Source organism: Rhodococcus sp. NPDC059179, from assembly GCF_042754885.1.
Lineage (GTDB): Bacteria > Actinomycetota > Actinomycetes > Mycobacteriales > Mycobacteriaceae > Rhodococcus_G.
In genome coordinates, this window is sequence record NZ_JBHZBV010000002.1 from 590,152 (window position 1) to 609,753 (window position 19,602).

The following is a 19,602-nucleotide window of genomic DNA, read 5'->3' on the forward strand; positions in this document are numbered from 1 at the left end:
AGGCTGGTCCGAGCATGTCCACCACACCATCGCCCGAGCTGCCCGACGTCGACCGGCGCGAGCTCAAGCGCCGCCTGGCCCACCTCACCCTCCGAGACGAGCACCGCCTCAGACGACGCCTCGACCGCGCCACGAGCCCGGAGGCCATCGCGGGGGCGCTCCGCGAGGTGTCGCAGGCCGAGGCCAGGATCGCCTCCCGGCGCGCGAGTTCCCCGAAGACGAGTTATCCGGACAACCTGCCCGTCAGCCTGCGCCGCGACGACATCGCGGCAGCGATCGAGGCGAACCAGGTGGTCATCGTCGCCGGCGAGACCGGCTCCGGCAAGACCACCCAGATCCCGAAGATCTGCCTCGACCTCGGGCGCGGGGTCCGCGGCCTGATCGGGCACACCCAGCCGCGCAGGCTCGCCGCGCGCACCGTGGCCGAGCGGATCGCCGAGGAGCTCGACAGCCCGCTCGGCGAGGCCGTCGGCTACACGGTCCGCTTCACCGACCAGGTGTCGGACGGCACGCTGATCAAGCTGATGACCGACGGCATCCTGCTCGCCGAGATCCAGCGCGACCGGATGCTGCGCCGGTACGACACGCTCATCATCGACGAGGCGCACGAGCGCAGCCTCAACATCGACTTCATCCTCGGCTACCTCAGGGAACTGCTGCCGCGGCGGCCCGACCTGAAGGTGATCATCACCTCCGCCACCATCGACCCGGAGCGCTTCGCGCAGCACTTCGCCGTGAACGGGGTGCCGGCTCCGATCGTGGAGGTCTCCGGCCGCACCTTCCCGGTGGAGATCCGGTACCGCCCGCTGAGCGTCGAGGTCGGTGAGCAGACCATCGACCGCGACCCCGTCGACGCCGTCGGCGAGGCCGTCGAGGAACTGCTCGGCGAGGGTGACGGCGACATCCTGGTGTTCCTGTCCGGCGAACGCGAGATCCGCGACACCGCCGACGCGCTGCGGGACCGCAAGCTGCGCGGCACCGAGATCCTGCCGCTGTACGCGCGGCTGTCCGCGGCCGAGCAGCACCGGGTCTTCGAGCGGCACACCGGGCGCCGGGTGGTGCTCTCGACCAACGTCGCGGAGACCTCGCTGACGGTGCCAGGCATCCGGTACGTGATCGACCCGGGCACCGCCCGCATCTCCCGGTACTCCGTGCGGACCAAGGTCCAGCGGCTGCCCATCGAGGAGATCTCGCAGGCCTCAGCCCGACAGCGCGCGGGCCGATGCGGGCGTGTCGCCGACGGCATCTGCATTCGCCTCTACTCCGAGGACGACTTCGAGGCGCGTCCCGCGTTCACCGAACCCGAGATCCTGCGCACCAACCTGGCGTCGGTGGTGCTGCAGATGACCGCCCTCGGGCTCGGCGACATCGCCGCGTTCCCGTTCGTCGAGGCACCGGACCCGCGCGCGGTCCGCGACGGTGTCGCACTGCTCGAGGAGCTCGGCGCGATCAAGGCGCCAGGCAAGGACGGGCACGCCCAACTGACCCCGGTCGGTCGCGAGCTGGCACAGCTGCCGGTGGACCCGCGGATGGCGCGGATGCTCGCCCAGGCCCACAACACCGGATGCCTGCGCGAGACGCTGATCATCGTCGCCGCGCTGTCGATCCAGGACGTGCGCGAGCGGCCAGCCGAACACCAGCAGGCCGCCGACGAGAAGCACGCCCGGTTCAACGTCGCCGGCTCCGACTTCCTCGCCTACCTGAAGCTATGGGAGTACCTGCGCGAGCAGCGGAAGGAACTGTCCTCCAACCAGTTCCGGAAGATGTGCAAGAGCGAGTTCCTGCACTGGCTGCGGATCAGGGAGTGGCAGGACCTGCACGGCCAGCTCGCCCAGATCACCCGCGGGCTCGGCTGGACCGGCAACGACCAGCCCGCGAGCGAGGCCGCGGTCCACCAGGCGCTGCTGTCCGGCCTGCTCTCCCACATCGGCCTGCGCGAGGGCGACAAGCGCGACTTCCTCGGGGCCCGGGGGGCCCGGTTCGCGGTGTTCCCCGGATCCTCGCTGTTCAAGAAGCCGCCGCGGTGGGTGATGGCGGCCGAACTTGTCGAGACCTCCCGGCTCTGGGGCCGCATGGCCGCAGGCATCGAGCCGGAATGGGCTGAGAAGCTGGCGCCGCACCTGGTGAAGCGGACCTACTCGGAACCGCACTGGTCCACCAAGCGCGCGTGCGCGATGGCCTACGAGCGGGTGACGCTCTACGGCATCCCGCTGGTCGCCAAGCGGGCGGTCACCTTCAGCTCGATCGATCAGGAGGCGTCGCGGGAGCTGTTCATCCGGCACGCGCTGGTCCAGGGCGAATGGCAGACCCAGCACAAGTTCTTCCATCAGAACCGGGCGCTGCTCGAGGACGTCGAGGAGATGGAGACCAGGGCCCGTCGCCGGGACATCCTGGTCGACGACGAGACGCTCTACGAGTTCTACGACCAGCGCGTGGGCCAGGAAGCGGTCTCCGCCAGGCATTTCGACACGTGGTGGAAGCAGGCCAGGCGCAAGAACCCCGATCTGCTGAACTTCACGGCGTCGACCGTGGTCAACGCCGACGCCGCCGGGGTGCTCGGCGGCGACTATCCGAACACCTGGCGCCAGGGCGAGATCTCGTTCCCGCTGACCTACCAGTTCGAGCCGGGCACCGAGGACGACGGCGTCACCGCACGCATCCCGGTCGCGCTGCTCGCCCAGGTTCGTCCGGTCGGCTTCGACTGGCTGGTGCCCGGCATGCGTGAGGACCTGGTCACCGCGCTGATCAAGACGCTGCCGAAGGCTCTGCGCCGCACCGTGGTTCCCGCCCCCGACTACGCCAGGGCGGCGCTGTCCGTCGTCAAGCCGCGCTCGGAGACGCTGACGGTGGCGATCGCGCGCGAGCTGTCGCGAATGGCCGGTGCCCCGATCTCGCCACGCGACTTCGACCTGAGTGCGGTCCCGGACCACCTTCGGATGACCTTCGCCGCCGTCGACGGGTCGGGCAAGGTGCTCGGCCGGGGCAAGAGCCTGACCGGGCTCTCCGCGTCGCTTTCGCCCCGCGTCGACGTCGAGGTCGCCAAGGCCGCCTCTGCCGCCGAGCGCGCAGCTGCCGCGGTGTGGACGTCGGAGACCCTCGGCACCCTGCCCGACAGCGTCACCCGCACGATCGCGGGCCAGAAGGTCGTCGGCTATCCGGCACTCGTGCCCGAGAAGGAGGGCGTCGCTGTCCGCGTGCTGAGCACACCGCTCGCGCAACGCCAGGCGATGCGCGAGGGAACCAGGGCCCTGCTGCTGAGCGCGATCGTCACCCCGGTCAAGACCGCCGTCTCCGGACTCGGAACCCGGGACCGGCTGGCACTGAGCCAGAATCCGCACGGCAGCGTGGAGGCGCTCGTCGAGGATTGCCGAACCTGCGCGGTGAACGAGCTGATGGACGCGAACGGCGGGCCTACCCGGACGCCGGAGGCCTTCGAGAAGCTGCAGGCCGCGGTGCGCGCTCAGCTCGCGAATCGAGTGGCGGTCCTGGTCCGGCTGGTGGTCCCGGCGCTGACCCGCGCCCAGGAGCTGCGCGTGATCCTGGACCATGCGACGGGTGAGGCCGCCGACGATGTCCGCGAACAGCTCGAGGCGCTGGTGTTTCCCGGTTTCGTCGCCGACACCGGCAGCCAGCGGCTCCGGGAGGTGCCGCGGTACCTGGAGGGTGCCGTTCGCCGCCTCGAGGCGCTGCCCGCGGGCGCGGGCCGCGACGGCCAGGGTTTGATCGTGCTCGATTCGGTGTTCGAGGAGTACGGCCGCCTGCTCGCGCGCCTGGATGAGCGCAGGCATCACGATCCGGACGTCGACGCGATCCGTTGGATGATCGAGGAGCTGAGGATCAGCCTGTTCGCGCAGTCACTCGGCACCCCGTACCCCGTGTCCGAGAAGCGGATCCGGAAGGCGATCGGCGCGATCACGAGGTGACCGTGGTCAGCCGCGCTCGGATTCCTCGCGGTGCACGCGCAGGTCCTTGATCTCGCGCTCGAAGTCCTCGGCGGAGCTGAACGAGCGGTACACCGAGGCGAACCTCAGGTACGCGACCTCGTCGAGATCCCGCAGCGGGCCGAGGATCGCCAACCCCACCTCGTTGCTCGGAATCTCGGCAGATCCGGCCGCGCGCACGGCCTCCTCGACCTTCTGCGCGAGTTTGTAGAGCGCGTCCTCGTCCACCGCCCTGCCCTGGCAGGCCCGCCGCACGCCGAGCACCACCTTCTCGCGGCTGAACGGCTCGGTGACCCCGCTGCGCTTGACCACCGAGAGCACCGCGGTCTCGACGGTGGTGAACCGTCGACCGCATTCCGGGCACGACCGGCGCCTGCGAATTGCGTTGCCCTCGTCGGCTTCACGCGAATCGACCACGCGCGAATCGGGATGCCTACAGAACGGGCAGTGCATGGCGAATCCTTCGTCGGAACCGAGGAGCCCGGTACTACCACTGGATGTGGTGGGGCTGACAGGGTTCGAGGATACCGCCGCCGGGCACCCGGGGGCGCGCATCGGCGTTCAGTCCGCCAATCGGACGGGCACCACCAGGGACTGACCCGCCTGGACCGAGGCCCCCGCCATGGCGTTCAGATCGAGGATCCGCGCCACCACCTGCTCGACCCGGGCCCCCGGTGCGACCCGGGAGGCGACGTCGCTGATCGTCTCCCCGCCCTGTACCTGCACCACCGCGGTCTCGCCGAGGGCGAGCTGCGGATTCGACCTGACCTGCGCGATCCCCAACAGGCCTGCGACGGCCACGGCCGAGAGCAGCATCCCCACCAGCAACGACCCGATCCCGTTCTCGTGGCCGCGCTTGCCGTGGGCCGCACGCGACACCGGCACCCGCGCCCGGCCGTACTCGACGGGCCCGTCGACCCGGCGGCGGCGCGCGGCGAGCTGTCGCGACCTCCCACCGTTCGGGACCGCGTTCTTCGGGACCACGTTCTTCGGGAGCGCCTTCTTCGGGACCGTGCCGTTCATGGGGACTGCCATGCTCATCGGAACCTCCGCCAGTGATCGGATCGCTGTTGTTCGTTCACACGTTCGAGGGAACGCATGTTCGATTTCTACCACGCCGGTCCGACAAAGTCTCGATTTGGCGCGACACGTGTCGAACAGATGTTTGAAACATGCAGGAATCCGGTCTAGATTCGTGTCAGAACCCACATCGACACGGGAGGCCCTCCATGAAGGACGACAGCTCCAACGACGGCTCGGCCGCCACCTCAGGCGGAACCGACCTCGCGGCGGGGCTCACGGATCGACAGCGCCGGGTGCTCGAGGTGATCCGCGCCTCGGTCAGCGAACGCGGCTACCCGCCGAGCATCCGCGAGATCGGCGACGCGGTCGGACTCACCTCGACCTCGTCGGTCGCACACCAGCTCCGCACCCTCGAGCGCAAGGGCTTCCTGCGCCGCGACCCGAACCGTCCGCGCGCCGTCGACGTGCGCGGGCTGGACGACGGCGTGGCGGCCTCCGACACCGAGGCGGGCTTCGAGCACGCGGCGCTGCCGGCGGGCTCGGGCACCGAGACCCAGCTGCCCAAGCCGACCTTCGTGCCGGTGCTCGGGAGAATTGCCGCAGGCGGCCCGATCCTCGCCGAGGAGGCCGTCGAGGACGTCTTCCCACTCCCCCGCGAGCTGGTCGGCCAGGGATCGCTGTTCCTGCTGAAGGTGGTCGGCGAGTCGATGATCGATGCCGCGATCTGCGACGGCGACTGGGTGGTCGTCAGGCAGCAGAGCGTGGCCGACAACGGCGACATCGTGGCCGCGATGATCGACGGCGAGGCGACGGTCAAGACGTTCAAGCGAACCAAGGGCACGGTGTGGCTGATGCCGCACAACCCGCTGTTCGAACCGATCCCCGGCAACAGCGCGGCGATCCTCGGCAAGGTCGTCACGGTGATCCGCAAGATCTGATCGCAAGAAAGGCCGCGGCACATGGTGCCGCGGCCTTTCTCGTGGGTGAGCGCGATCAGGACAGGTTCAGGCCCCGTCCGATGATCTCCTTCATGATCTCGGTGGTGCCGCCGTAGATCGTCTGCACGCGAGAATCCATGTACGCCTTGGCGATCGGGTACTCGCGCATGTAGCCGTAGCCGCCGTGCAGCTGCAGGCAGCGGTCGATCAGCTTGACCTGGGCCTCGGTGGTCCACCACTTGGCCATCGCGGCCTCCTGGATGGTCAGCTTGCCCTCGTTGAGCTGCTCGATGAACTTGTCGACCAGAACGCGCACGGCGGTCGTCTCGGTGGCGAGCTCGGCCAGCACGAACCGGGTGTTCTGGAAGCTGCCGATCGGCTTGCCGAACGCCTTGCGATCGCGCACGTACTGCATCGTCATCTCGAGGCAGGACTCCATCGCGGCCGCGGCGACCACTGCGATCGACATGCGCTCCTGCGGCAGGTTCTGCATCAGGTAGATGAAGCCCATGCCCTCCTCGCCGAGCAGGTTGGCCGCCGGGACCCGCACGTCGGTGAAGCTGAGCTCCGCGGTGTCCTGCGCCTTGAGGCCGATCTTGTCCAGGTTCCGGCCGCGCTCGAAGCCTTCCATGCCGCGCTCGACGACGAACAGCGAGAAGCCCTGCGCCCCCTTCTCAGGATCAGTGCAGGCGACCACGACCACCAGGTCGGCGTTGATGCCGTTGGTGATGAAGGTCTTGGATCCGTTGAGGACCCAGTCGTCGCCGTCGCGAACCGCGCGGGTCTTGATGTTCTGCAGGTCGCTGCCGGTGCCGGGCTCGGTCATCGCGATGGCGGTGATGATCTCACCGGAGCAGAAGCCGGGCAGCCAGCGCTGCTTCTGCTCCTCGTTGGCCAGCTTGAGCAGGTAGGGCGCCACCACGTCGTTGTGCAGCATGAAGCCGACACCGCTGAACCCGCCGCGGGTGGTCTCCTCGGTGATGATCGCGTTGTAGCGGAAGTCCTCGACGCCGCCGCCGCCGTACTCCTCGGGCACATCCATGCCGAGGAAGCCCTGCTCGCCCGCCTTCTTCCAGACCTCGCGGTCGACGATGTTCTGCTCTTCCCACTTGTCGTGGTTCGGAGCGATCTCCTGGGCGAGGAATTTCTGGTAGGACTCCCGGAAGAGGAGGTGCTCGGGCTCGAAAAGCGTGCGTTCCATCAAGGCTCCTGTGTTGATCGACGTACCTGCCTGCCAGGCTAGGCGGCGGTGGACGCGGCGGTCGATGACTCGAACGAGCGCAATCTGTGACCCGACGCACAGGTCAGGCGTGCCGGGTCGCCTCCTGGGCGAGTTGCACACGGGAGCTCAGGCCCAGCTTGGTGAAGACATGGGTGAGGTGGCTCTGCACGGTGCGCGGCGAAACGAACAGTCGCGCGGCGATGGCCCTGTTGGTGAGGCCCTCACCTACGAGGCGGACGACGTCACGTTCTGCTGGGGTCAGGGCGTCCCATCCGGTCGCCGGTCGTCCGCGGTCACCGCGACCGCGTCGCGCGTAGGCGATCGCCTCGTCGGTGGACAGCGCGGCGCCCTCGGTCCAGGCGGTGTCGAAGTCGCTGTCGCTCATCATGTTGCGCAATGCCGTCGCCGCATCGTCGTAGTCGGTCTGGTGGACGGCGAACCTGACCGGGCCCGAACGCTCTCGCATCGCGTCGGCAGCGCCGAACAGTCGTGCGGCACGGCGGGGGTCGTCGCCGGCGTCGACGCCGAGTTCTGCGAGGACTTCGACGATATTGGGGACGGTCAGGAACGCACCGATCTCGGCGGCGAGGTCGAGGGCCGCGTGGGCATCGCCGGCTGCACGAGTCGGGTCGGCGGCGGCGCGCTCGATTCGGGCCCGGACCGTCAGGGCGACGATCAACTGCCAGCCGGCCGCAACAGACACCGCTTCATCGGCCCAGGTGCGGGCGGTGTCGAGGTCTCCGGAGGCGAGCACGACCTCGACACCGTTGAAGGCCCGCTGCGCGGCGCCGAGCTGAGGCAGGAACTTCAGGTACCCCCACGCCGCCTCGCCCGCGGCACCGGCCTCGGTCAAGTCACCGGATGCCACCGCGACATACGCCACCGCTGAATGTCCGAGCCCGAGGAAGAAGCCGCCGATGTCGGCAGCGGAGTCGAGTGCCGCGTCGGCAGCCACGCGAGCAGCATCCAGATCCCCGATACCGACGAGTGCGGTGCTCCGGCACTGGTGGCCGCTCGGTAGGAGGAACTGGTCGTGGTCCGCGTAGGCCGAGGCCAGCAGCATTCCGGCCTGAGCGAGTGCCCCGCGGAGGTCGCCCTGGATCAACAGTGCCCATGCAAGGTTGATCCGGCACTCGCGGGCGGAAGCGACGTCGCCGATCACCTCGGCCAGGTCGAGTCCCTCCTCGGCGGCCATTCGGGCGGGGGACGGGTTGCCCTGGACGATCGCGGTCTCCGCCTGCCGGGTGAGGACGTGACACAGGCGGCGGCGGTCGTCCAGGGAGCGCGCGAGCCCGATGGCCTCGGTGAAGTACGGTTCGGCCATTTCCGCGTTGTAGCCGTATCCGGCAACGAACAGGCAGGCGGTCAGTGCCCGCACGACGAGTGTCGGATCGTCGAGATCGCGGGCGATGGCGAGGGCCTCCCGCGCCCGCGCGAGGCCCCCGACGATGTCGAACCACACGTCGAGGGTCGCGAGGTCGGCGAGCGCACGCGCCCGCACCGCGGCCGGGATCCGCAAATCCTCCGATCCGGCACCGGCGAGCGCGGCTTCGAGCCACGAATGACCCTCCCGCACGCGCCGGGCCAGCCACAATGGTTGTAGGGATGACGCGAGCGTCATTGCGGTGGCGGGATCGGCATCGTCCCGGCTCGAGGTGAAGGCGCCGCGCAGGTTGTCGATCTCGGTCTCAGCTTGTTCGAGGCGCCGCTTGTAGTCGTCGCGGCCGGGAGCGTCCAAGAGGACGGCCATGGCTGTGTAGTAGTCGCGGTGGCGTGCTCGCACGGCATCGGCCTCGCCTGATTCTCCGAGCTTCTCGAGGGCGTACTGCCGGACTGTTTCGAGCAGTCGGTAGCGGGTAGCCCGACAGTGATCGTCTGCTGTCACCAGGGACTTGTCGACGAGTTGGGCCAGCCCGTCGAGCGTTTCGAAGGCTTCGGACTCGTCCCCGCAGACGGCGTGGGCGGCATCGACGTCGAAGCCGCCGCGGAAGACGGCCAGCCGCCGGAACAGGGTCCGTTCGGGTTCGGTGAGCAGGGTGTGGGACCAGTCGACGGAGGCACGGAGCGTCTGCTGGCGGGGCACCGCGGTGCGGGCGCCGCCGGTCAGCAACTGGAAGCGGTCGTTGAGGCCGTTGACGATCTCCGCGGGGGACATCGCCCGCACCCGGGCCGCGGCGAGTTCGATGGCCAGTGGCAGTCCGTCAAGGCGCCGGCAGATCTCGGCAACGGATGTGGCGTCGTAGTCGGTGAGGGCGAAGTCGGGCCGTACCCGACGAGCGCGGTCGGCGAAGAGTTCAATCGCCTCGCCGTCGGGCGAGAGTGACGGCACCCGCCAGCTGACCTCGCCCGGGACTCCGATCGGTTCGCGGCTGGTTGCGAGGACCGTCAGCTCTGGACAGGCCCCGAGCAACGTGTCCATCAGCGAGGCACAGGCGTCGAGGAGGTGTTCGCAGTTGTCGACGACCACGAGCATCGGTGTGTCGGCGATAAATCGGACCAGGGTGTCCTCGGTCGACCGGCCGGGCTGGTCGGGCAGGCCCAGTGCACGGGCAGTCACCACCGGCACCACCGGCGGATCGGTGATCGGTGCCAGGTCGACGTAGCAGACGGACTCGTGGTGCCGGTCCGCCCACCGTTCGGCGACACGCATCGCGAGGCGGGTCTTGCCGACGCCACCCGCTCCGACGAGGGTCACCAGCCGACTGCGGGCGAGGTGGCCGCACACCTCGGCGGTCTCGGCGCCTCGGCCCACGAAACTGGTGAGTTGCACCGGCAGATGCCGGGCACCGTACGCCCGCGCGGTCCGCAGCGGCGGGAACTCCGTGCGCAGGTCGGGGTGGCACAGCTGCAGGACCCGTTCCGGGCGCGGAAGATCTCGTAATGGATGTGTGCCCAGGTCCGTCAGCGAGGTATCGGCCGGAAGCTGATCGGCAACCAGTTCCTCCGTGGCACCTGACAGCACCGTCTGGCCCCCGTGCGCCAGGTCGCGCAGGCGTGCCGTCCGGTTGACGGTCGGGCCCATGTAGTTTCCCTCGTCGCGCAGCTGCACCTCGCCGGTGTGTACACCGATGCGCAGCGCGATCGGAGCCAGCGGTGCGCGTTGCAGGTCCAGGGCACACGCGACGGCGTCGCTGGCCCGGGCGAACGCGACGACGAAGCTGTCCCCCTCGCCCTGCTCGACCGGGCGGACACCGCCGTGAGCGGTGACCAGTTCGGTGACCGTGCGGTCGAGCAGCGCCACCGCGGCCGCCATCTCGCCGGGGCGGGTCTCCCAGAGCCGAGTGGACCCCTCGACGTCGGCGAGCAGCAGCGTCACCGTTCCGGTCGGCAGCTCGGAGTTGCTATTGCTCATGTCGGGACGCCTCCCGGACGAGTTGCACGCGGGACGTCAAGTCGAGTTTGGCGAAGACATGGGTGAGGTGGCTCTGCACGGTGCGCGGCGAGACGAACAGCCGGGCGGCGATCTCCTTGTTGCCGAGGCCGTCACCGACGAGGCGGACGACGTCGTGTTCGGCCGGGGTGAGGGAGTCCCAGCCGCTGGCCGGCCGTCCGCGTTCGGCGTGGCCGCGGCGGGCGTAGGCGATCGCCTCCTCGGTGGACAGTGCGGCACCTTCGGTCCAGGCTGCATTGAAGGCGTTGCCGCCCAATGTTTCTCGTAGTCCGTCGACGGAGGCCTCGTAGCTGGCCTGGTGGACCTCGAACCGCACCACACCCGTGCGTTGTCGGAACGACTCGGCCGCGCCGAACAGTCGCGCGGCTCGTTGTCGACTGCCGGCGCGTCCTGCCAAATCGGCGAGGCATTCGAGGATGTCCGGGAGCGGTAGGTACACCCCGCTGCCGGCCGCGCAGGCGAGCGCATCGAGGGCGTCGTGTTCGGCTGCCACCGGCTCACCCTCCGCAACCGCTACCCGCGCGCGGGCCAGCAGTGCTGCCGCAAGGCTCCAGCCTGTCACCATCGCGACCGTATCGTCAGCCGACCGGCGGGCCGCGACGAGATCACCGCCCGCGAGGACTGCCTCAATGCCACTGTGGGCCTGTTGTATGGCCGCCAACTCCGGGTGGGTCGCGCTCAGGTGTTCTGTGCCCGCCTCGCTCGACTCACGCGCCGCCGCAACAGCTCCCGCAGCCAGGGCCGTCACCGCCGCAGCCCCGCAGGCCATTCCCACGAAGTACTCGCCGATCCCAGTGGCGACCTCGAGGCACGCGCCGGCGGCGCTGCGCGCCGCGCTCACCTCTCCCCGGTAGGCGTGGGCAAAACTCAGGCCCAGGAGGCTCGCGCCCGCCATGAGGTTGTCGTGCGCCGCCTCGGCCGCAGACACCACGGCTCCGAACTGCGCGATCGCCTCTGGGACATTGCCCAGCATCAGTTTTGCCCACCCGAGGGTCTGACGACACAGCCTCGAGCCGGACAGGTTCCCGGTCGCGTCGGCGAGTGCGAGTCCTTCCTCGGCTGCCTCGGCCGCCGCGATCGGGTAGCCCGCAGTCGCCGCGGTACTGCCTTGCCAAGCGAGGATCTGGCTCAGCTGCCACCGGTCGTCCGAAGATCGAGCCAGGCCCGCTGCCTCGGCAAGGAACGTGCTGGCCGCTTCGGCGTCGTCGCTGTAGCCAGCCGTACAGCCACAGGCGGTCAGTGCCCGGGCCAGCAGCGCCGGGTCGTCGAGCTCGCGGGCGATCGCCAGGGCCCGGCGCGCCTCGTCCAAACTCGCGGCACTGGCGACCATGATGTCTAGCACTGCCCTGTCGGCAAGTGCCCTCGCCCGCACCGCCGCCGCCACGTCGACCTCGTCAAAGTTGTCGGGAACGGCGTTGAACCACGCGCGGCCTTCCAGGACGCGGCCCCTCGTCAGCCACAACGGTTGCAGCGACGATCCCAGTGCCAGGGCGAATTCGGTCTCGTGGTTCTCCAGGTTCCACCCCAGTGCGCCCCGGAGGTTGTCCATCTCGATCTCGGCCCGCTCGATGTACTGCTCGTAGTCGGCGCGTGCCGGCGCGTCGAGTCGGGCCGCGACGGAGGAGGTGTAGTGGTCACGGTGGCGTGACCGGACGGCATCGGCTTCGCCGGACGCGGCGAGTTTCTCCAGCGCGTACTGGCGCACCGTTTCCAACAGTCGGTACCGGGTGCGCCCGCGATGCTCCTCTGCCACCACCAGGGACTTGTCGACGAGCAGGCTGAGCTGATCGAGCATCTGGTACCGATCGAGGTCGCCGCCGTCGACCGCCTGGGCCGCATCGAGATCGAATCCGCCGAGGAAGACGGCCACCCGGCGGAACAACACCCGTTCGGTCTCGGTCAGCAACGCGTGCGACCACTCCACCGAGGCGCGCAATGTCTGCTGGCGCCGCATCGCCGTGCGGGAACCACCGGTCAGGAGGCGGAAGCGGTCGTGAAGGCCTCCTACGATGTCCGCCGGCGTCAGCGAGCGCACCCGCGCCGCCGCCAGTTCGATCGCCAGCGGTATCCCGTCGAGGCGACGGCAGATCTCCGCAACGGTGGCCGCGTTGTCGTCGGTGATCGTGAAGTCGGTCCGGGCCAGGCGGGCGCGATCGGCGAACAACTCGACGGCCTCGTCCACAAGTGACAATGAGGGAACCTGCCACGTCGCTTCCCCGGCCACTCCGAGTTGTTCACGGCTCGTCGCGAGGACCGTGATCCGTGCCGCGCCACCCAGGAGTCCGACGACCAAAGTTGCGCTGGCATCGAGCAGGTGTTCGCAGTTGTCCAGCACCACCAGCATCTGCCGGTCGCGAACGAACTTCAGCAGCGTGTCCATCGTCGAACGGCCTGGCTGATCGGGCAGACCGAGTGCGCGGGCCGCGGTGACCGGTACGGCGGCGCGATGGGTGATCGGCGCCAAGTCCACGTAGCACACCCCGTCGCTGAACTCGCCCGCCAGCTCCGTGGCCACCTGCACCGCCAGTCGCGTCTTGCCGACCCCGCCGGTTCCCGTCAGGGTGACGAGCCGGTTGGCCATCAGGGCCTCACGTAGGTGTCGAGTTTCCGTGTCGCGCCCCACGAAATTCGTGAGCTGAATCGGGAGATGGTGAACCCCGGCTGTGCCGTACACGCGCAGCGGCGGGAACTCGGTGCGCAGGTCGGGGTCGCACAGCTGCAGCACCCGCTCGGGGCGCGGCAGATCTCGCAACGGGTACGTGCCCAGGTCGGTGAACGAGACGCCGTCCGGGAGCTGATCGGTGACCAGTTCTTCGGTCGCCCCCGACAGCACCGTCTGGCCGCCGTGCGCCAGATCGCGCAGCCGTGCGGTGCGGTTGATCGTGGGGCCGATGTAGTTGCCCTCGTCGCGCAGTTGCACATCGCCGGTGTGGACGCCGATGCGCAGCGTGATCGGGGTCGGTGTTGCGCGTTGCAGGTCGAGGGCGCAGGCGACGGCGTCGCCAGCGCGGGCGAACGCGATCACGAAGCTGTCGCCCTCGCCCTGCTCGACCGGGCGCACGCCGCGGTGGGTGGCGACGAGTTCGGTGACGGTGCGATCGAGGCGTGCCACGGCAGCGGTCATCTCGTCGGCGCGGGTCTCCCACAGTCGCGTGGACCCCTCGACGTCGGCGAGCAACAGCGTCACTGTTCCAGTCGGCAGGTTGGTCATGTCCAACTCGCTCCGAGGCGTGGGCGGCGTCCAAGCCGCGGCATCGCCCCCAATCATCGTAGTCGGCGTGCAGTGAGTTGAATCACAGGACATCCGCGCATTGGCGTACCCGCCGCTTACGCGCAGTGTCAGGCACCGGCAACCCTCCCTGCTCGGCTACGCGTTGTGGCCGATGGTTGCGCGGCGTCGCCGCGGCACAGTCGAAGTGTCACCGATTCGAGGAGGCAAGTCGCCATGACCGCCGACACGTACAGTCCGAGCATTCTCGACGTCGACCTGCCTACGGTCGCCTACCAGAACACGACGGACCCGCTCGAAGCCCACCGGATCATTGCCGGGGCGGCGGCGCAGGGGCCGATCGCGATGGGCCCCTACGGGCCCGAGGTGCTGGCCTACGACCTGGTCCGCACCGTGCTGCGCGACCCGAGGTTCGCCATGCCGAAGGGGGTCACGCTTCAGGTGCAGGGAATCACCAGCGGCCCGGTCTGGGATCGGGTCAGCAAGGTGATCGTGAGTCTCGACGGTGCCGACCATGCGCGCCTGCGGCGCCTGGTGTCGAAGGTGTTCACCCCCTCGGCGGTCGCGCGACTGAAGGGGCTGGCCGTCGAGGTCGTCACCGAGCTGGTCGACCGGGTCGCCGACCGGGGTGACTGTGACGTCGTCGCCGACATCGCCAAGGCCTACCCGGTCCCGATCATCTGCGCGCTGCTCGGAGCGCCCCGCGAGGACTGGCCGAGGTTCGCGGACTGGGCCGCCGACATCACCAGGGCGTTCGGGATGAACGTCGCCGCCGACGCGCCCGACATCGTCAGGGCGTGGGACGGCCTCGCCGGATACGTCGAGGCCATGATCACCGAACGGCGCCGGTCGCTGACCGACGACCTGATCTCCGATCTGATCCGTGCAGAGGCCGACGGCGGCCACCTGACGGTCGACGAACTGATCGACCTCGCGGCCATCCTGCTGACCGCAGGCACCGACACGACCAGAAACCAGTTGGCTGCCGCGGTCCAGGCGCTGTCCGAGCACCCAGACCAATGGGATCTACTCGCCCGCGACCCGGAACTCGCCCCGGCTGCGGTGGAGGAGCTGATGCGCTGGTCGCCGGTTGTCTTCGGTTGCCTGCGGGTTACCCGTGAGGATGTCGATCTCGGCGGTGTTCGGATCCCGGCAGGCACCTTCGTCGTCGCGAACACTGCCGCCGCCAACCGTGACCCGGCCGTCTACGACCAACCGGAGCGACTCGACATCACCCGGCACGGCCCGCCCGCGATGCTCACCTTCGGCGGTGGGGTGCATTACTGCCTCGGATCGCACCTGGCCAGGCTGGAACTCGCCGAGGCACTGCGGGTGCTCACACAGCGAATGTGCAACCCACGCCTGGCCGGGCCCGTGCCGTGGAAGCCGATGGTGGGGCTCTCCGGTCCGCGCGCGCTCCAGATCGAATGGGACGCCACGCCCCGCGGCTACCTGCGCAGCCGGGCCAGCGCCCGCATCAGCGGGTAGCCGACGAGGATCCCCACCGAACCCCATGCGATGCCGCCGAGTTCGACCGAACCGACCATCAGGGTGAGGTTGCCGATGCCCGCCACCAGCGCCGCCGCGACCACCGTCAGATTCACCGGATCGGTGAAATCGACCTTGGCCTCCATCCAGATCCGCACACCGAGGATGCCGATCAGCCCGTAGAGCACCAGGGTGGCGCCGCCGATCACGCCGTCGGGCACGGTGAACACGAGGGCACCGAACTTCGGCGAGAACGCGAGCACGATCGCGGTCGCCGCCGCCACCCAGTAGGCGGCGGTGGAGTACACCCGGGTCGCCGCCATCACGCCGATGTTCTCCGCGTAGGTGGTCGTTCCCGAACCACCGCCCGCGCCCGCCAAGGTCGTGGCCAGCCCGTCCGCGAAGAGCGCATCGCCCGCGACGTCGTCGAGTGACCGGCCGGTCATCGCCGCGACCGCCTTGACGTGACCCACGTTCTCCGCGACCAATACGATCACCACCGGCAACGCGAGCGCGATCACCGACCACTGGAAGCTCGGCCCCCGCAGGTGCGGCAGGCCAACCCAGGCCGCCTCGCGCAGCGCGTCGACCCGCTCGGCCGACAATCCCCCGGTCACCGCCGCGAACACCCACCCGATCACGACGCCGACGAGGATGCCGAGCCTGCCGAGCAGTCCCGGTCCGGCCGCGGTGACCACCAGGATCGAGATCAGGGTGACGGCCGCGATCAGGGGCTGCGCCTGAAACGATCCGACCGCCGCGGGCGCCAGGTTCAGTCCGATCAGCATCACCACGGCACCGGTGACCACCGGCGGCATCACCGCGTCGAGCACCCGGGCGCCCGCGAGCTTGACCACGACGCCGACCAGCATCAGCGCGACACCGACCGACAGCACCGCACCGAGCTGAGCGGCCGGACCCTCGGCCGCGGACGCGGTGAGCGGGGCGATGAAGGCGAACGACGAACCGAGATAGCTCGGGATCCGGCCCCTGGTGATCACGAGGAACAGCGCGGTGCCGATGCCGGAGAACAACAGCGTGGTCGTGACCGGGAATCCCGTGATCGTCGGCACCAGCAGCGTCGCGCCGAACATCGCGATCACGTGCTGCATACCGATGCCGACCGTGCGGGGCCACGACAGCCGCTCGTCGGGGGCCACCACGGCACCGTCCGCGATCCGTTTGCCGTCGCCGTGCAGCTTCCAGCCGAATCGCGAGCGCGCGGAGGTCGTCGTCTCTTGCTCAGTCACGGTGGACAATTCTAGGGCGCGCAATGGGATTCGCGGCGATTGCGTGCAACGAAATGGTGCGATGAATAGGCCCCTCGGCTAGCGTTACGGCCCGTACTACGGACCATCTGGTCCGTGGTTGCCTTCTCTGAGGAGTTCCATGTCCATTCGTCCCACTTTGGGGAGTGTCGGCGAACATGAACTGCAGAGCGAGCTCGGTACCACCGACCGCGCCGACCGGTTCTACTCCGATCAAGTGCTCAATCACCTGAATCCGACAATGGTCGAGTTCGTCGCCCGGCAGGAGATGGCGTTCATCGCCACCGCCGACGCGAAGGGCGAATGCGATTCCACCTTCCGGGCGGGCGAACCCGGCTTCATTCACGTCATCGACCCGCGCACCGTCGCCTATCCCGAGTACCGCGGCAACGGCGTGATGGCCAGCCTCGGAAACATCAGGGAGAACCCGCACGTCGGGATCCTGATGATGGACTTCGTCCGAGACCTGATCGGCCTGCACGTCAACGGCTCGGCACGGATTGTCGAGGACGCCGACCTTCGGGCCGAGACGCCGGATCTGCCGTCCGACCATGCGAAGGGCCGCACCCCCGAACGCTGGGTGGTCGTGGACGTCGAAGAGGCATACATTCACTGCCGCAAGCACATTCCGCAGATGGCCCCGGTCGAGCGGACCCGGTCCTGGGGCACCGACGACGTGCGCAGGAAGGGCGGCGACTACTTCGACGCGAAGGCCACCCCGCACGAGCTCGAGGAGTCCGCGCCGCCCGCCCCCGCACCTGCCAGGAAGGCACCGGCGAAGAAGCCCGCGGCAAAGAAGGCGCCCGCCAAGCGGACCCCAGCGCGGAAGGCCGTCGCCGCGACGACCGCCGCGGCCCGGACCCCGGTCAAGAAGAGCGTGGCCCAGAAGACAACGGCCGCACGCACTCCGGCCAAGCGGGCAACGCCGTCCGAGCCGACGGTCGACGAGTAGAGCGAGGGGCCTACTGCCGGGTCCAGGCGACCAGGTCGTCGACCGGCCAGGTGTTGATCACCCGTTCCGCCTCGACGCCGCTGGCCTGGGCACGCTCGCAGCCATAGCCCTGGAAGTCGAGCTGTCCCGGGGCATGCGCGTCGGTGTCGATCGAGAACAGGCAGTCCCGTTCGAGGGCGAGCGCGATCAGCCTCGCGGGCGGATCACGACGCTCGGGCCTGCTGTTGATCTCGACCGCGGTGCCGAACTGACGGCAGGCCTCGAACACCACCTCCGCGTTGAACTTCGACTCCGGCCTGTTCCCGCGGGTGCCCTCGACGAGCCTGCCGGTGCAGTGCCCGAGCACGTCCACGTGCGGGTTCGCGACGGCCCGCACCATCCGCCTGGTCATCGCGTCGGCCTCCATCGCGAGCTTCGAATGCACGCTCGCGACCACGATGTCGAGTTGGGCCAGCAGGTCCTCCTCCTGATCGAGGGAACCGTCATCCAGGATGTCCACCTCGATCCCGGTCAGGATCCGGAACGGCGCCAGCTCCGAGTTCAGCTCCGCGATCACCTCGAGTTGCCTGCGCAGTCGGTCCGCGGAGAGCCCGTTCGCCACCGTCAGCCGCGGCGAATGGTCGGTCAGCGCGCAGTACTCGTGACCGATCATGGCGGCGCGCCGCATCATCTCCCCGATCGGGCTGCCGCCGTCGGACCAGTCGGAGTGGGTGTGCAGGTCGCCACGCAGCGCCGCGAGCAACGCCCGCCCGCCCTCCCCGATCTGGCCGGCCTTCGACTTCACCTCGGTCAGATAGGCGGGCACCCCGCCTGCGTAGGCCTCCGAGATCACCGCCGCTGTCTTCGGCCCGATCCCGCTCAACGCCGACCAGGTACCCGTGCGGCCCAACCGATCCCGCTGGTCGGTGGTCAGCGCCTCGACGATGTCGGCGGCCCTGCGGTATGCCTTGACGCGGTGCGTCTCGGCCCGCGAACGCTCGAGCCAGTAGGCGATCTCCCGCAGCGCCTCGACAGGGTCCATCTGCCCATGATGCGCTATCCGGCGAGTCAGAAGCTCGTTTCGACGGGCACCGGCGGCAATGTCACGACCTGGCCTGCGTAGCTCAGTCCGGCGCCGAAGCCGAGCAGCAGGGCGAGCTGCCCGCCCTTCGCCTTGCCGGTCACCAGCATTTCCTCGATGGCGAGCGGAATCGACGCCGCCGACGTGTTGCCGGTGTTCTCGATGTCATTTGCGACCGGGACGTCGTCTCCGAGGCCCAGGTTCTTCTTCATGAGGTCGTTGATCCTGGCGTTGGCCTGGTGCGGGACAAACACCTCGATGTCCTCGATCGCGACGCCGGATTCCTCCAGAATGCCGCCGAGTGCCTTCGGCAGCGTGATCGCCGCCCACCGGAAGACGCGGGACCCTTCCATGTTGACCACCATGCGACCGACCGGCTCGCCGTCCGGGCCCTCACCCTGCAGGGCCTGCGCCCGGTCCATGTACGCGGGGATGTCGTAGTTCTGGCTGATCGCGCCTGCGTTCTCGCCGTCGCTGCCCCACACCGTCGGCGAGATGCCGTTCGTCTCACTGGGACCGACCACTACCGCGCCCGCGCCGTCACCGAAGATGAAGGCGGTGTTGCGATCGGTGGGTTCCATCACCACGGACATGGTCTCGACGCCGATGACCAGGATGTACTCGGCGGATCCTGACCGGATCATGTCCGTGGCCACGCCGAGTCCGTAGCCGAAGCCACCGCAGCCGGAGGCGATGTCGAACGCCGCGATGCCGTTGATGCCGAGTTCGTGCGCCACCTGCGGGGCGCCGTGCGGAATCTTCGTCTTCCAGCTCCCGGTCGCCAGGATGACCGCGCCGATCTGCTCCCTGTCGATGCCGCTGTTGCGGATCGCGCGCTCGGCCGCGGCCACGGCCATCGACTTGGCGGTCTCGTCGCCGCTGATCCAACGGCGGTTGCGGATCCCGCTGCGCTCATAGATCCACTCGTCGTTCGAGTCGAGCACCTCGCACACTTCGGCGTTGCTGACGATCCGCTCGGGCCGGTAGGCGCCGATCCCGAGCAGCGACACGTTGTCGTGCCCCTTCTTGACCGCAATGCTGAACATCAATCCAAGCCCTTCGCCGCAGTGGAATCGGCATGGAGCCTACC

General features: G+C 69.1%; 11 protein-coding genes and 1 pseudogene. 4 read left to right on the forward strand and 8 right to left on the reverse strand.

What is annotated here, in order from left to right; all coding sequences use genetic code 11:
- Positions 1-14: 14 nt before the first annotated feature.
- A complete protein-coding gene (gene hrpA, locus ACFXMV_RS07760) occupies positions 15-3,923 on the forward strand; it encodes an ATP-dependent RNA helicase HrpA (protein ID WP_378499182.1) in 3,909 nt (1,302 codons plus the stop codon).
- A gap of 6 nt (positions 3,924-3,929) precedes the next feature.
- On the opposite strand, the gene nrdR is transcribed toward hrpA, so the two are convergent.
- Together nrdR and ACFXMV_RS07770 are read right to left on the reverse strand one after the other, a co-directional pair.
- Positions 3,930-4,394, reverse strand: a complete 465-nt coding sequence (nrdR, locus tag ACFXMV_RS07765) for a transcriptional regulator NrdR (RefSeq protein ID WP_378499181.1) — start codon at positions 4,392-4,394, stop codon at positions 3,930-3,932.
- Between the two features lie 108 nt (positions 4,395-4,502).
- A complete protein-coding gene (locus ACFXMV_RS07770; protein WP_378499180.1) occupies positions 4,503-4,982 on the reverse strand; it encodes a LysM peptidoglycan-binding domain-containing protein in 480 nt (159 codons plus the stop codon).
- A 188-nt stretch (positions 4,983-5,170) separates the two neighbouring features.
- Between ACFXMV_RS07770 and lexA the strand changes: the two genes are divergently transcribed.
- On the forward strand, positions 5,171-5,902 hold the full coding sequence (lexA, locus tag ACFXMV_RS07775; protein ID WP_378499179.1) for a transcriptional repressor LexA: 732 nt from the start codon (positions 5,171-5,173) through the stop codon (positions 5,900-5,902).
- A gap of 55 nt (positions 5,903-5,957) precedes the next feature.
- Here lexA and ACFXMV_RS07780 read toward each other — a convergent pair whose 3' ends face one another.
- From ACFXMV_RS07780 to ACFXMV_RS07790, 3 genes are all read right to left on the reverse strand, one after another.
- Positions 5,958-7,103 carry an acyl-CoA dehydrogenase family protein gene (locus ACFXMV_RS07780; RefSeq protein WP_378499178.1) on the reverse strand — a complete coding sequence of 382 codons (1,146 nt, stop codon included), beginning with the start codon at positions 7,101-7,103 and terminating at the stop codon, positions 5,958-5,960.
- A gap of 103 nt (positions 7,104-7,206) precedes the next feature.
- Positions 7,207-10,476 (reverse strand): LuxR C-terminal-related transcriptional regulator, encoded by a 3,270-nt coding sequence (locus ACFXMV_RS07785; RefSeq protein ID WP_378502833.1) that lies wholly within the window; start codon positions 10,474-10,476, stop codon positions 7,207-7,209.
- Complete coding sequence (locus tag ACFXMV_RS07790; protein ID WP_378502834.1) at positions 10,466-13,726, reverse strand: LuxR C-terminal-related transcriptional regulator; 3,261 nt, start codon at positions 13,724-13,726, stop codon at positions 10,466-10,468. The genes ACFXMV_RS07785 and ACFXMV_RS07790 overlap by 11 nt, the downstream gene beginning before the upstream one ends.
- 234 nt (positions 13,727-13,960) lie before the next feature.
- On the opposite strand from ACFXMV_RS07790, the gene ACFXMV_RS07795 reads away from it, so the two are divergent.
- Positions 13,961-15,232 (forward strand): cytochrome P450, encoded by a 1,272-nt coding sequence (locus ACFXMV_RS07795; protein WP_378499343.1) that lies wholly within the window; start codon positions 13,961-13,963, stop codon positions 15,230-15,232.
- Here ACFXMV_RS07795 and ACFXMV_RS07800 read toward each other — a convergent pair.
- Positions 15,193-16,482, reverse strand: coding sequence for a uracil-xanthine permease family protein (locus ACFXMV_RS07800; RefSeq protein WP_378499344.1), 1,290 nt, complete (start codon positions 16,480-16,482; stop codon positions 15,193-15,195). The two genes, ACFXMV_RS07795 and ACFXMV_RS07800, sit on opposite strands and share 40 nt — an antisense overlap.
- Before the next feature lie 139 nt (positions 16,483-16,621).
- On the opposite strand from ACFXMV_RS07800, the pseudogene ACFXMV_RS07805 reads away from it, so the two are divergent.
- Positions 16,622-17,225: pseudogene (locus ACFXMV_RS07805) on the forward strand (pyridoxamine 5'-phosphate oxidase family protein); the annotation flags it as partial.
- Between the two features lie 237 nt (positions 17,226-17,462).
- Here ACFXMV_RS07805 and ACFXMV_RS07810 read toward each other — a convergent pair.
- Complete coding sequence (locus ACFXMV_RS07810; protein ID WP_378499345.1) at positions 17,463-18,473, reverse strand: PHP domain-containing protein; 1,011 nt, start codon at positions 18,471-18,473, stop codon at positions 17,463-17,465.
- 26 nt (positions 18,474-18,499) lie between these two features.
- Positions 18,500-19,558 (reverse strand): beta-ketoacyl-ACP synthase 3, encoded by a 1,059-nt coding sequence (locus tag ACFXMV_RS07815; RefSeq protein ID WP_378499346.1) that lies wholly within the window; start codon positions 19,556-19,558, stop codon positions 18,500-18,502.
- Between the last annotated feature and the right edge of the window lie 44 nt (positions 19,559-19,602).

Coding starts and splice junctions, on each gene's coding strand:
- ACFXMV_RS07795 (WP_378499343.1), top strand. CDS start 13,961: ATGACCGCCGACACGTACAGTCCGAGCATTCTCGACGTCGACCTGCCT.
- hrpA (WP_378499182.1), top strand. CDS start 15: ATGTCCACCACACCATCGCCCGAGCTGCCCGACGTCGACCGGCGCGAG.
- ACFXMV_RS07790 (WP_378502834.1), bottom strand. CDS start 13,726: ATGACCAACCTGCCGACTGGAACAGTGACGCTGTTGCTCGCCGACGTC.
- nrdR (WP_378499181.1), bottom strand. CDS start 4,394: ATGCACTGCCCGTTCTGTAGGCATCCCGATTCGCGCGTGGTCGATTCG.
- lexA (WP_378499179.1), top strand. CDS start 5,171: ATGAAGGACGACAGCTCCAACGACGGCTCGGCCGCCACCTCAGGCGGA.
- ACFXMV_RS07815 (WP_378499346.1), bottom strand. CDS start 19,558: ATGTTCAGCATTGCGGTCAAGAAGGGGCACGACAACGTGTCGCTGCTC.
- ACFXMV_RS07785 (WP_378502833.1), bottom strand. CDS start 10,476: ATGAGCAATAGCAACTCCGAGCTGCCGACCGGAACGGTGACGCTGCTG.
- ACFXMV_RS07770 (WP_378499180.1), bottom strand. CDS start 4,982: ATGAGCATGGCAGTCCCCATGAACGGCACGGTCCCGAAGAAGGCGCTC.
- ACFXMV_RS07780 (WP_378499178.1), bottom strand. CDS start 7,103: ATGGAACGCACGCTTTTCGAGCCCGAGCACCTCCTCTTCCGGGAGTCC.
- ACFXMV_RS07810 (WP_378499345.1), bottom strand. CDS start 18,473: ATGGACCCTGTCGAGGCGCTGCGGGAGATCGCCTACTGGCTCGAGCGT.